The organism is Streptomyces laurentii, assembly GCF_040635425.1.
Lineage (GTDB): Bacteria > Actinomycetota > Actinomycetes > Streptomycetales > Streptomycetaceae > Streptomyces > Streptomyces laurentii.
In genome coordinates, this window is record NZ_JBEYHT010000007.1 from 44,739 (window position 1) to 56,952 (window position 12,214).

Annotated in this window: 11 protein-coding genes; 5 read left to right on the top strand and 6 right to left on the bottom strand. The window is 72.8% G+C overall.

The annotated features are described in order from the left end of the window. Nucleotides 1-39: 39 nt before the first annotated feature. A complete protein-coding gene (locus ABZ693_RS06610) occupies nucleotides 40-1,578 on the top strand; it encodes an alpha/beta hydrolase (RefSeq protein ID WP_359874062.1) in 1,539 nt (512 codons plus the stop codon). Between the two features lie 55 nt (nucleotides 1,579-1,633). On the opposite strand, the gene ABZ693_RS06615 is transcribed toward ABZ693_RS06610, so the two are convergent. After that, entirely contained in the window at nucleotides 1,634-2,275 is a 642-nt protein-coding gene (locus ABZ693_RS06615; protein ID WP_359874355.1) for a response regulator, read from the bottom strand. A gap of 134 nt (nucleotides 2,276-2,409) precedes the next feature. Next, complete coding sequence (locus tag ABZ693_RS06620; RefSeq protein ID WP_359874064.1) at nucleotides 2,410-3,624, bottom strand: sensor histidine kinase; 1,215 nt, start codon at nucleotides 3,622-3,624, stop codon at nucleotides 2,410-2,412. A 178-nt stretch (nucleotides 3,625-3,802) separates the two neighbouring features. Here ABZ693_RS06620 and ABZ693_RS06625 point away from each other — a divergent pair, with 178 nt between their 5' ends. The 3 genes from ABZ693_RS06625 (at nucleotide 3,803) to ABZ693_RS06635 (ending at nucleotide 5,392) form a co-directional block, all read left to right on the top strand. After that, nucleotides 3,803-4,261 (top strand): hypothetical protein, encoded by a 459-nt coding sequence (locus tag ABZ693_RS06625; protein WP_359874066.1) that lies wholly within the window; start codon nucleotides 3,803-3,805, stop codon nucleotides 4,259-4,261. 145 nt (nucleotides 4,262-4,406) lie between these two features. Next, a complete protein-coding gene (locus tag ABZ693_RS06630) occupies nucleotides 4,407-4,781 on the top strand; it encodes a PadR family transcriptional regulator (protein WP_359874068.1) in 375 nt (124 codons plus the stop codon). Continuing rightward, nucleotides 4,778-5,392 (top strand): HAAS signaling domain-containing protein, encoded by a 615-nt coding sequence (locus ABZ693_RS06635; protein ID WP_359874070.1) that lies wholly within the window; start codon nucleotides 4,778-4,780, stop codon nucleotides 5,390-5,392. Before ABZ693_RS06630 ends, ABZ693_RS06635 begins: the two co-directional genes overlap by 4 nt. A gap of 193 nt (nucleotides 5,393-5,585) precedes the next feature. Here ABZ693_RS06635 and ABZ693_RS06640 read toward each other — a convergent pair whose 3' ends face one another. After that, nucleotides 5,586-6,821, bottom strand: a complete 1,236-nt coding sequence (locus tag ABZ693_RS06640; RefSeq protein WP_359874072.1) for a Cmx/CmrA family chloramphenicol efflux MFS transporter — start codon at nucleotides 6,819-6,821, stop codon at nucleotides 5,586-5,588. A 358-nt stretch (nucleotides 6,822-7,179) separates the two neighbouring features. Beyond that, nucleotides 7,180-8,484, bottom strand: a complete 1,305-nt coding sequence (locus ABZ693_RS06645) for a DUF4241 domain-containing protein (RefSeq protein ID WP_359874075.1) — start codon at nucleotides 8,482-8,484, stop codon at nucleotides 7,180-7,182. Nucleotides 8,485-8,828: 344 nt separating this feature from the next. On the opposite strand from ABZ693_RS06645, the gene ABZ693_RS06650 reads away from it, so the two are divergent. After that, nucleotides 8,829-10,124: a M20 metallopeptidase family protein gene (locus ABZ693_RS06650; RefSeq protein ID WP_359874078.1), complete on the top strand. Its 1,296-nt coding sequence runs from the start codon at nucleotides 8,829-8,831 to the stop codon at nucleotides 10,122-10,124. 148 nt (nucleotides 10,125-10,272) lie between these two features. On the opposite strand, the gene ABZ693_RS06655 is transcribed toward ABZ693_RS06650, so the two are convergent. Both ABZ693_RS06655 and ABZ693_RS06660 read right to left on the bottom strand, forming a co-directional pair. Continuing rightward, nucleotides 10,273-11,844 (bottom strand): hypothetical protein, encoded by a 1,572-nt coding sequence (locus tag ABZ693_RS06655; RefSeq protein WP_359874080.1) that lies wholly within the window; start codon nucleotides 11,842-11,844, stop codon nucleotides 10,273-10,275. Between the two features lie 123 nt (nucleotides 11,845-11,967). After that, entirely contained in the window at nucleotides 11,968-12,207 is a 240-nt protein-coding gene (locus tag ABZ693_RS06660) for a hypothetical protein (RefSeq protein WP_359874082.1), read from the bottom strand. Between the last annotated feature and the right edge of the window lie 7 nt (nucleotides 12,208-12,214).

Genomic DNA, 12,214 nt, shown 5'->3' on the forward strand with positions numbered 1-12,214 from the left:
CGGAGTCGCCGGGGTGCCCGCCGTTCCTAGGCTTCGGGCATGGCAATCTCTCGACGTATCAGGACGTTCGCGGCGTGCGCGGTGCTGCTCGCGGGCACGGCCACGGCCACGACGACGGTCACGGCGACGGCCGCGACCGCCCCGGACCCGCTGGCCCGTTTCCACGACCAGCGGGTCGACTGGCACGCCTGCGCCCAGGGCGCCGGAGATGAGGCCGGGAAGGCGCTGGACGCCGCCGGAGCCGACTGCGCAGACATCACCGTGCCGCTCGACTACACCCGCCCCGGCGGCCGCACGCTCACCGTCGCCGTCTCCCGTCTGAAGGGCGGCGACACGGCCCACCACGTCGGCGCGCTGCTGCTCAACAACGGGGGACCGGCCGGCCCGAGCCTCGACATGCCGCTCGGCGCCGCGCCGGTGATGGGCGAGGTCGCCGGCCGCTACGACCTGATCGGCATGGACCCGCGCTTCGTCGGCCGCAGCACCCCGCTGGACTGCGGCTGGGACACCGGTTCCGCCTTCCTCCGCTCGGCGGGCGCCGACCGGGCCGCGTACCGCGAGGAAGTCGCCCTCGCGCGCGACATGGCCGCGCGGTGCGAGCGCACCAACGGGGACGTGCTGCCGTACGTCACCACCCGCAACACCGCCCGCGACATGGACGTCATCCGCGCCGCCCTCGGCGAGAAGAAGCTCTCCTATTTCGCTTACTCCTACGGCAGTTACCTCGGCCAGGTCTACTCGCAGCTCTTCCCCGGCCGCACCGACCGTATGGTGCTCGACGGCGTCGCCTCCCCGAAGTACATCGACCAGAACCTGCTGCGCGGCGCCGAGGAGTCCAACGAGGCGGCGCTGGGCGCGTGGGCGTCGTGGGCCGCGGCCCGGCACACCACGTACGGGCTGGGCGACACCCGCGCGAAGGTCCTCGCGACGGTGCGGCACATCGTGGACGCCGCCTCGGACCGGCCGCTGCGCATAGGCGCGTACCAGGTGGACGAGCACATGGCCCCCGGGCTCATCGTCGCCGGCCTCGGCAGCGACCGCGACGAGCGGCGGGCCGGCGTGGCCGAGACCGTACGGGTCCTGGCGCGCGCCGCCGACCGGAAGCCGGCCCCGCCGTCCGAAGCCCTCGCCGGCCAGCTGGAGTTCCTGCTGACCGGGGCGGGATCGGCCCCGTCCAGCCAGATGACCGCGATCCTCTGCGGCGACGTGGCCGAGCGGCGCGGCGTCGGCACCTACTGGCGGGACGTCGAGAAGTCCCGCGAGCGGTACCCCCTCGTCGGACCGCTGGCGAACGACATCAACCCGTGCGAGTTCTGGAAGCGGCCCGCCGAGGCGCCGACCGTCCTCGACAACGACGTCCCGGCCCTGCTGGTCAACGCCACCGACGACCCCCGCACCGGTTACGCCGGCGCCCGGGACCTGCGCGCGCAGTGGCCGAGCTCCCGGCTGCTCACCGTGAAGGGCGCCCGCCAGCACGGCCTGTACGGCGAGTACGGCAACACCTGCGTCGACGACAGCGTCAACACCTACCTGCGTACGGGGCGGCTTCCCGCACGCGATCAGAGCTGCGACGCGTAGTCGCGCGCCGGCCGTCCACAGCCTGTGCGGGACCGCCGCCCACCGTGGGACCGGGTTACTGGGCGCCCACGCCCAGGAACCGCAGCACCGCGAGCACCCGGCGGTGGTCGGCGTCCGCCCTGGGGAGGTCGAGCTTGGAGAGGATGCTGTTGATGTGCTTGGCGACGGCGCTCTCGCTGACCACCAGCTGGGCGGCGATGCCCGCGTTGGAGCGGCCCTCGGCCATGAGGGCGAGGACGTCCCGTTCGCGGGCGGTCAGCCGGTCCAGCGGGTCGCTCGACCGTCGTACCAGCAACTGGGCGACGACCTGCGGATCGAGCGCGGTCCCGCCGTCCGCCACCCGGCGCAGCGCCTCGATGAACTCCTCGACGTCCGCGACCCGTTGCTTGAGGAGGTAGCCCACGCCGCTGGTGTTGGCGGCGAGCAGGTCGGCCGCGTAGCGCTCCTCGACGTACTGGGAGAGCAGCAGCAGGGCGGTCGACGGCCGGCTGCGGCGGATCGACAGGGCGGCGCGGACTCCCTCGTCCGTGAAGCCCGGGGGCATCCGGACGTCGACCAGCGCCAAGTCGGGCCGGTGCTCCTCGACCGCGGCCAGCAGCGCCTGCGCGTCGCCCACCTCGGCGGCGACCTCGAAGCCGGCCATCTCCACGACCTTGACCAGCCCCATCCGCAGCAGCACGGAGTCCTCGGCGATCACCGCGCGCCTCGGGCCGGGCTCCTCCCGCCTCGGGCCGGGCTCCTCCCGCCTCGGGCCGGGCTCCTCCCGCCGCGGGCCGGGAGTGGCGTCCGTCGGATCGGCGGCGGCACCCCTCGGGTCAGGGATGGCGTCCCTCAGCTCTGGCACGGCAGCTCCACGCTCATCATGGTCGGTCCCCCCACGGGACTGCTCATCCGGAATGTTCCGTCGACGGACCGCACCCGCTGGGCGAGCCCCGGGAGGCCGCTCCCCTGGGCGGAGTCGGCCCCGCCCAGGCCGTCGTCCGTGATCACTACCCGCAGTATCCCGCCCAGCCGGGTGACCGTCACCTCCGCCCGGGTCGCGTCGGGCGCGTGCTTGGCGACGTTCGTCAGCGCCTCGGAGACCACGAAGTAGGCGACGGCCTCCACCGCCGGCGCGGGCCGCCGGGGCAGGTCGACCCGCAGCCGTACGGGCAGCGGGGCGCGGGCGGCGAGTCCGGACAGGGCGGCGTCCAGGCCGAGTTCGTCCAGGACGGCGGGGTGCAGGCCCCGGACGAGACTGTTCAGTTCCTCGATGGCCTCCTTCGCCTCCCGGTGGGCGGTGTCGATCACCTCGTGTGCCTCCGGCGGCAGATCCACCAGGGTGGCCTTGGCCAGGCCCAGGTTCAGCGCCAGCGACACCAGCCGTTGCTGGGCGCCGTCGTGCAGATCGCGTTCGATGCGCCGCCGTTCGGCGTGCGCGGCGTCCAGCGCGCCGGCCCGGCTCTCGGTGAGGTCCTCGACCCGCCGCACCAGGTCCTCTTCCCGGCTGTGGCCGAGCAGGGCGGGGGTCAGATGGCTCTCCAGGCGTACGACGGCGGCGGCCAGGCTCGGGACGCCGGCCAGCGCGATCAGGCCCGCCGCCGAGAGATACGCCGCCTGTGTGGAGTAGCCGAGGTGGGAGATCCGCCACTGCCACGGCAGCGCGTACACCCACACGCAGGTCAGGGCGGCGGTCAGGCCGGCGGCCGGCAGTCCCACCGCCAGTGCTTCGAGCGTGCCGAACAGGGCGCCTGCCAGGCAGTGGTAGCCGAACTGGCGCCCCGGGCGCCGCCACCCGGGGCGGGGTATGCCGATCCCGAGCAGCCGCCGGAAGCGCCAGACGTGGGCCACGGTCAGCGCCGGTACGCAGAGCGCCGCCAGGACCAGGAGGAAGCCCAGCATCACCGGGGCGCTGCTGTCGTTCCCCGCGACGGTCTCCCAGACCAGGCCGAAGGCCATGAACAGCAGGAATCCCATGAGGAGATGGAGCGGCGCCCCGAGGGCGAGGAACGACAGGTCGCGCGTCAGGCGGGTGCACGCCCGCCGCAGCCGGGGCGGGATCTTCATTTCTCCACCGTAGGCGGGGGTCGCCGCCGCCTGCCATGGACCCGGCTGCCCTGCCGAGGGTGTACCTGGTGCCACCCCAAGACGGCCAACAACGTTACTGACTCGGGGCGGCGCGGACCGGAGGGTTGACCGGGAGCCCGACGGCCGGGTTCCCGAGACACCGGAAGAGACCTCCGACGTGGCCCTCATCGCCTTCAACACCCCTGTGGACGACCGCGGTCACGCGACGGCAGCCGCCGCCCGCGCCGCCGCCCGTTTGGATGTCCGCGCCCGTCGATGGCAGGGCCGCGTCCTCACGGGCGCGGGCCTCGCCCTGCTGCCCTGGCTCGGCTACCTCGCCGGCACCCTTCCGCCGGCAGAGGCCGCCGCCTGGGTCGCCCTCGACGCCCTGGAGGCCGCCGCGTTACTCACCGCCGGCAGCCGCCTGTCGCGCGGCGACGCCCGGCACCGCATGCCGGCGGCGGCCGCGGCGGTGCTCCTCCTCGCCGACGCCTGCGTCGACCTCGCGACCTCCGCCCCCGGCCAGGAGCTGGCCGTCGCCGCAGCCATGGCCGTCCTGGCGGAACTGCCCCTCGCGGCGCTGTGCGGGTTCCTCGCCGTACGCCCGTCGCGGAGCGGGCCTGGCCGGAAGGGCTGAGCGAACCGGGCGCGCCGAGCCGGGCATGCCGAGCCGGCCGACCCGAGCCGGCCGCACCGGGCGCGACCTCGGCATCGAGCCGGCGGCGACACGCGAGGAAGAAACTCCTTCCCAAGGACTTGCCCCACCAGGTATCTTGCATCGCATGGAACCAGGTGATTCGACCAAGCAGGCGCGGGCGGCGGCCCAGCTGCGCAAGGGGGTTCTGGAGTACTGCGTGCTCGCCCTGATGCGGGACCGCCCCGTCTACGGTGTGGAGCTCCTCCGCGCCCTGGAGGACTCCGGGGCCCTGGCCACCAGTCAGGGCACGGTCTACCCGCTGCTCTCCCGGCTCCGCCGTGAGGACCTGGTCACCACCACCTGGCAGGAGTCCGCCTCCGGGCCGCCCCGCCGCTACTACGCGCTCACCGATGCCGGCCGGGCCGCGCTCGACGAGTTCACCCGCGTCTGGCCCGGCTTCCGCGATGCCGTCGACGCCTTCCTGGCCACCTCGCCCCCCTCCACCGGAGACCTCACGTGAAGACCTCTGCCGACCCCGTTCGCGACTACCTCTCCGCCGTCGAACGCGAGGGCTCCTCGCTTCCCGCCGACCGTCGCCAGGAACTCCTGGCCGACCTCGCCGAACACATAGAGGTGACGCGCACCGAACGGCCCGACGTCCCGGTCGGAGAGATCCTCGCGGAGCTGGGGGACCCCCGCACGATCGCGTCGACGGCGCTGGCCGAGGCGGGGAACGGGGCCGGCGGCGCCACGCCCCAGGGCGACGCGGACGCGCCCGTACGGCGCGGCAAGGTGCACCCTCTGGTCCCGCTCCTGATGCTCAGCCTCTCGCTGCCCTTCACGATGGTCTTCTCCCTCGGCCCGGACGCGGCGTTCGACCCCGGCTCGGTGTTCGGCTTCCTGTTCCGGATCACCGGTGCGGTGCTTCTGTGCACCTCGGTGCACTGGACCGCCGTCCAGAAGACGAGCGGCGTGCTCCTCACCGTCGTCGTGCCGACCACCGTCATCGTCACCTGGAACGTGATCAGCGGCTGGTCGGCGGGCGAAGTCCAGGCCCTCGTGGGCAACTTGGGAAGCCTTGCCCTCATCGTCGGCACGGCGGTGTGGCTCTGGCGCGCCCGCCGCGTCTGAGCGAGGCCGCCACGTCACGCGGCGGCTCCTGACCGGTGGCCGTGGCCCCGGATCGCGTCGGAGGACGGCGGTCCGGGGCTTTCGCGCGCCCGGAACCTCCCCGCTCTACGGAGCCGACGCGTCGTGACGCGCAGGCGGTGGGAGCCGGTGGGAGCCGGCGGGAACGTCCCGGCCGACTCCCGCGGCGCGGGCCTCAGGCGCGGTCGGCGGCGTTCGTCTGGTGCGCGGAGACGGTCTCGGCGCCGGTCTCGCCCCGGGCCACCACGCGGCTTCCGGCGGCGGCGGGCGTACGGCTCAGGCGCAGGGCGAGGGCGACGGCGGCGAGGCCGACGAGGGTCATCGCGGCGCCCGCCCAGGCCGGGGAGGCGTAGCCGAAGTCGGCGTCGATGACGGCGCCGCCGAGCCAGGGGCCGCTGGTGTTGCCGAGGTTGAAGGCGGCGGTGGTGGTGGCGGCACCGAGGGTGGGGGCGGCGCCGGAGACGTTGAACATCCGGGCGTTGAGCGCGGGCGCCGTGTAGAAGGCGGACACGCCGAGCAGGAAGGTCAGCACGATCGTGACGGCCGGGCTGCCGGCGAACAGCGCCAGCCCCACGAGGAAGACGGTCGAGGCGGTGATGCCGCTGAGCAGGACGCCGAAGAGGCGGGCGTCGGCGACCCGGCCGCCGATGTACGTACCGATCAGCGCGCCGATGCCGAAGAGCCCGAGGACGGGCGAGACCCAGCCCGCGTCGAGGCCGGAGACGTCGGTGAGCAGCGGGGCGAGGTACGAGAAGGCGCAGAAGACGCCGCCCGCGGCGAGCGCGGTGACGACGATCGACAGCAGGACCTGGCGGTCGCGGTAGATGACCAGCTCGCCCTTGAGGCGGGGGAGCTTCTCGGGCAGGGGTATGCGCGGGATACGGGTGACGACACCCACGAGAGCGATGGCGGAGGCGACGGCGACGGCCCAGAAGGCGGAACGCCAGCCGAGGTGCTCGCCGAGGAAGGCGCCGGCGGGGACGCCGAGGACGTTGGCGACGGACAGGCCGCCGATCATGACGGCCATGGCCTTGGCCCGCGCGTTGAAGGGCACCATGGCGATGGCGACGGCGGACCCGACCGCCCAGAACCCGGCGCAGGCGAGGGCGCTCACGACACGGGAGGCGAAGAGCACGGAGTAGTTCGGCGCGAGCGCGCCGGCGACCTGCCCGAGGCCGAAGACGCTGATCAGCGCGATGAGCGTGGTCTTGCGCGGCAGCCGCTGGGTGGCGGCGGCGAGGAGCGGGGCGCCGACGACCATGCCGATGGCGAAGGCGGAGATGAGCAGTCCGGCGCGGGGGATGGAGACGTTCATGTCCTCCGCGAGCGGCGGCAGGATGCCGGAGAGCATGAATTCGCTGGTGCCGAGGGCGAAGACGGACAGGCCGAGGATGTAGACGGCGAGGGGCATCCGGGCAGCGGCCGGTGGCGCGCCGGAAGAGGGCGAGGAAGACGGCATGACACGGGCAACCCGCCGTTCAGTCCTGTCATTCCGCCGTACGGGAATTTCTCAGGATCCGGATGACGACATGTCGCCCGCCGGGGCGGTGGCCTCGTGGCTTTGTCCACGAGAGCGGGAGTCGTTTGTCGATGAGCGCGGGAGGCACCCCGAAGGCGGCCAAGTCGATGTTCACGAGTTCGGGAGGCACCCGCCGCTGACCTGATGTGTACATGTACCCCGGACTCCAGGCGGGCGAGCGTTGTGAACCGTGCGAGATCGTCACCATCTGCAACCAGGCTGGCGACTGCGGCCGCAGGCAGGCCCCTGTCTACACAGCCGCATCGCTGGGGGTTCCGTCCTGCTCCGGGAGCAGCTCGGGCATCCCCTCCACCAGCACCACGACGCCGCTTACCTCACCGGCCTCGGAACGGCCGACCCACACCGGGTAGGTACCGTCCCCGGTCGTCGCGAAGGACATGAGCTCGCCGCCGGAAGCCTCGTCCCAGGTGCGCTGCATGAACATGGAACCGTCGTCGATGTCCTCGTACCCATCCAGGTCCGACTCCCCCCGGATCAGCCCCCGCTCGAAGAGCGCGATGAGCGGCTCCCAGGCCCCGGCGTCGGCGAAGCAGCCGGTGGCGCCGTCGGTGTCGAAGCCGGCTATCTGCTGCTCGATGAACAGCCGGGGATCGTCGTCCGGACCGAGGGCCGTCTCCCAGGTCGCGGCGGGGGCATCGCTGACGAGCAGGCGGACGGCCGTGGGCTCCGTGGTCGTGACCGCGGCGTCCCGCCACTCACAGCGGTAGTCGAAGCGGACCCGCGCCTCGTCGAGTACGTACTCCCCAGGCGGGACGGGGACCGTGATGCGCGGCCCGTCGCCGTGGTCGATGTCCGGGCCGGAGACGGCCAGCAGCCCGCTGGGTACGCGCAGGGTGCCGACCCTACGCGGCTCCACGACGGTCATCACGGGGTGGTACCCGTCGGTCACACGCACCCCGGGCCGGAACAACTCGTTGATCGGCCCGGGCTGCGCGGGGCGCGGCGGACGCCAGCAGGTGGCGGGGGCGTCTCCGTCACCTGGCTCGGCTGCCTCGGCCACCTCAGCCGCCTCGAAGGCCGGCGGCTCACTGAGCCCGTGTACCTGGGCCGAGAGCAGCGGCCACTCCCCGAAGGCGGGGCGGTCCATCCAGCGCTCGTCGTCCCGGAGTCCGGGCGAGGTGGCGTAGGAGCCCCCGCCCCGCCCCTGCCGCTCCTCCGTCCGTCGGCCCCTCCCGTCCGGGAAGAGGTCCACGCTGATGCGTGGGCACGCCTCGTCGAACTCCGCCATCTCTGGGCCTGTGTAGTACCAGCCGACGGAGTACCGCCGCAGCAGCCGCGCGGGGTCGTCCAGCAGCCGCATGTCCAGGTCGTAGGTACGGCGGCCTTGGGCGTCGTAGACCCACAGGCCGACGTAGTTGTCCCGCCAAGAGACGAGTCGGACTTCCAGCGGAGCCTCCCGGCCCGGCTCCCGGTACACCACCACGTACGGAAGCCCGGCGGCGTCCCGCTCCCGGGCCTCCTCGGCGGCTATCGGCCGCCAGGGCGCACAAGCCTCCAGGTCCCAGGCCTGCGCGTACCCCACCTCGACGACCATTGCCGCTCCTCTTCCTGCAACCTGCCCTGGTTCTGTGCTGACCTGCAAGGTAGCCGCTGCCTGCGACAACGGCCCTGCTGGGCGGGCGGCGGGCCAGCTCCGGCGCCCAGACGGTCGTGCCGGTGATCCGCTCCATGACCCGCTCAACGAGGGGCTTGCCAGGGTGATCCGTTGAGCAGCCCCCCGCTGACAGGTGCTCGGCCTCGGCAACGCGGCACATTCCCGTGGTGTGGTTGCCCCCACCCCTCCCATGGTGGCCGGCTGGATGGGCAGCGGCACCGGTGATCGGCGATCGTATGTCCCGGAAGGCAACGTGAGCCGAAGGGGAAACAGTGAGTCGTCTCGTGAGTGGTCCCAGGGAACGCGCCTTCGCGCGCCGCACGTTACTGGCGGGCGCGGCGGCGGCCGGTGTGGGAGCGGCCGGTGTGGGAGCGGTGCTCGCCGGTGCGGGGGAGGCCGTGGCCGGTGGGCGCGGAGGACCGGTGAGCCAGGCGGCCGTGGCAGCCGAGGCGGCGCGGCTGGAGAGCGCGTTGATCGAGCTGCGGCGGGACCTCCACCGGCACCCCGAAGTCCCGGGGCAGGAGCGGCGCACGGCCGCCGTGGTGGCCAGGAAGCTGCGGGCGGCGGGGCTGACGGTGACCACCGGGGTGGGCGGCCACGGTGTCGTCGGTGTCCTGCGGGGTACGCGTCCGGGCCGGACCGTCGCCTACCGGGCGGACATGGACGCGGTCCCGCCCACGGACATCGTCGGGACGGGTCCCGCGCCGGCCCACGTCTGCGGCCACGACGTCCACACCACGGTGGGTGTCGGCGTCGCCCAGGTCCTGGCACGGCTGCGGCACCGGCTGAGCGGAACGGTGGTCTTTCTCTTCCAGCCCGCCGAGGAGGCCCTGTCAGGCGCCCGCGCCCTGATCGACACGGGGGTGCTGGAGCGCCTGGGTGTCGAGGAGATCCACGCGCTGCACTGCGGGCCGTTCCCGGTCGGCCGGTTCGCCGTGACCTCGGGCTACGGGCTGCCGGGGCAGGACAGGGCGGAGGTGACCTTCTCCGGGCCGGACGCGCCCGATGCCGCGCGGCGCCTGGCCGCCGACCTCGGCGCGCTCGCCACGGTGGCGGTCCCGCAGACCCCGGCGGACCTGGAACGCCTCGTCGCCGACGTCGAGACGCCCGACGGTCCGCTGGCCCGGTTCGTGGCCCTGCGCGCCAGAGCCCAGGAGGCCACGGTGAGTGCGTCGTACCGCTGCTGGCCGCCGGAGCGGTACACGGAGGTCCGTGCGGACATCCGCCGCATGAGCCTGCGGTACGCGGGGGCCGCGACCCGCTTCCCCGCCGAGCCGTTCCCGGCCATGGTCTGCCCGGAGCGCGAGGGCGACCAGCTCGCCCGCCACCTGCGCCGTACCGTCGGCGGGAAGGCGGTCATCGAGCTGCATGCCGCCTTCCCCTTCAACGGCGAGGACTTCGCCCTCTACCTGGACCGGATCCCCGGTACGTACACCTTCCTCGGCGTCCGCGCTCCCGGAGCACCCATCATGACGAGCTTTCCGCACTACCCCGACTTCTCGCCGGACGAGCGCGCCATCGGTGTCGGCGTACGGGCGATGGCCGGCTGGATCGCCGAGCGCGCCCACGGGCTTCCGTAGGGTTCGGCGGCACCCGCCCGATCGGGCTCGTGAGGAAGGGCACCCCGCCTGTGCTCGACGAACTCCCTTGCCGCCAGAAGGACTTGGAGGCCACCGTGCCCGTGGCCCTGTGTGTGGCGGCCGTCCTCGGTGCCCCGGGCGCGGGCGGCTAGGGCGATTCCTTCGTGGCGGTGGGGGTGGTCGCCTCGCGTGCGGCCAGCTCTCGGCTGGAGGTCTCCACCATGGCGCGCACCATCTCGTCCGCGGACGGCCCGGGGGGAGGGCACAGGGAGTCGAGGCTGTAGCCGTTCGGCGCGAGGCGCAGGAGGGTGTCGGCGATGTGGTGCCGCTGGTCCGAGAAGGCCGCGTGGTGGTCGGCGGGGTGTCCGGCGTCGTGGTCGTCGGCGGGCCGTGGCGCTGGCTCGGTCGTGGGGCTGCCGGGGTGGTCCTTCGCCCCGACGGCGGACAGGACCTGGCGGAAGGTCTCGGCTTCGGACCGCCCGAGAGCCGCCAGTGTCGTCGCCAGATCGTCGGAGGCCGGTGCCACGCGAACCCTGCGTGCTTCCTTGAGGTAGCGGTCGAGGACGAGATGGAGGTACGAACCGGCCGGGGGCGGAGTCGGGTCCATGGCGTCCAGGACGGCGCTGAGCCAGTCGGCCAGGCGCCGGCCCGCGAGGCCGAGATCGTCCCAGCACTCGGTCCGCAGGTTCTCGGCCAGATAACGGGCCCGCTCGAAGGCTTTACGGCCGGGGGTCATGGGACTCGGGGCGTCCAGCGGGCCGTAGGTGTCCCGCAGCCGTGGAGCGTTCTGTTCCGCGAGGGAGCACAGCAGTGCCAGGTGGACGTAGACGTGGAAGGCCGCCATGGAGCGATGGGCGTTCCAGCGGTTGTTCGCGCCGTCGAGGCCCGGGATGTTCCACAGGGACACGAGGCGACGGGCCTCGGCGGGAGCGTTCGGGGAGTCGTCGAGGTCGCGGACCAGCATGGAGTGGGCGTGGCGGAAGTCGTACAGCTTCTGGTGAAGCGCCTCGTGGAGCAGGTGCTCGGCGACCCACCAGGGGTTCTGGAGGAGCTCGCGGTTCAGGAAGATGATGCCGGTCACGGTGAACTGCGAGGCCGATGCCTTCCCCTCCCACACGCCGGTTCCCGGGGTGATCCCGATCAGGTGGGTGTGGCTCAGGGCGCCGCGGGACGTCAGTGGCAGCAGTTCGTCGAGGAGCCGGTAGCCCTGGCGCAGCATCGCGAGATCGTTCTCGCCGGGTTGGGCCGGCGCGGCCCCGAACCGGTGCTCCACGAAGCGCGTGAACGTCTCTCCGAGAAAGCCGTGATCCTGTTCAGGCGACCAGACCCAGGGAGTACGCGACGGGTCGCCGAGCCATTGCGCGGCGGTGGACTCGCCCTGCAGCGGTCCGTTGGCGGCGCCGGATTCCACGTGCCGCGCGACGGCTTCGATCACTTGGGCGGACACGTGTGGAGTCAGCGGGTTCCGCCCGGGCTTGGCGCCCTCCCGCCGCGTCAGCAGTTGCTGGACGGCCCGGCGGAGAAGCGGATCCCCGAGCGTGCGGTATCCGGTAGGGGGGTCGGCCTGCTGAAGTACGGTCAGCAGATGGCGGGCGGACGGCACCGAATTGCCGAGGCTTTCGAGACGGCGCGTGAACGCGAGGTGCATTTGTCCACGCACATAGCGACTGTCGCCGAACGGCCTGCGTGAGAGCACCGTGTCGAATGCGTCCCATTCCATCTTTCGCCTTTCTGTCTGTGCCGTCCCGGCGCTCCCGCGCGCCGTTGGTGTGTCGCCCTGTGGTGGTTCGCCGTTGCCTCTCGTGCCGCACCGTCCCCGGGGCTGGCACGAGCGAGGCGGCTGCTACTCGTCGACCTCTCCCATATCGATGACATCGTCGACTTCCCCCATGTCGATGACATCGTCGACCTCGCCCATGTCGATGACATCGGGATCGTCTTGGCTCCTGGGTTCCTGGAACGCGGAGGTCGCGTTGTGCTGGGCCTGCATCTGCTTGACCTCCTCGTCGGTCACTTCGCGATCGAATTCGAGGATCACCCGGGATCCCGGCTCACGGTTCCCGGAATTGCCGGAATCTGTCATGACGCAG

Excerpts from the sequence above, each read along its gene's own strand:
- ABZ693_RS06610 (WP_359874062.1), top strand. The coding sequence starts at position 40 with ATGGCAATCTCTCGACGTATCAGGACGTTCGCGGCGTGCGCGGTGCTG.
- ABZ693_RS06620 (WP_359874064.1), bottom strand. The coding sequence starts at position 3,624 with ATGAAGATCCCGCCCCGGCTGCGGCGGGCGTGCACCCGCCTGACGCGC.
- ABZ693_RS06630 (WP_359874068.1), top strand. The coding sequence starts at position 4,407 with ATGGAACCAGGTGATTCGACCAAGCAGGCGCGGGCGGCGGCCCAGCTG.
- ABZ693_RS06640 (WP_359874072.1), bottom strand. The coding sequence starts at position 6,821 with ATGCCCCTCGCCGTCTACATCCTCGGCCTGTCCGTCTTCGCCCTCGGC.
- ABZ693_RS06645 (WP_359874075.1), bottom strand. The coding sequence starts at position 8,484 with ATGGTCGTCGAGGTGGGGTACGCGCAGGCCTGGGACCTGGAGGCTTGT.
- ABZ693_RS06655 (WP_359874080.1), bottom strand. The coding sequence starts at position 11,844 with ATGGAATGGGACGCATTCGACACGGTGCTCTCACGCAGGCCGTTCGGC.
- ABZ693_RS06660 (WP_359874082.1), bottom strand. The coding sequence starts at position 12,207 with ATGACAGATTCCGGCAATTCCGGGAACCGTGAGCCGGGATCCCGGGTG.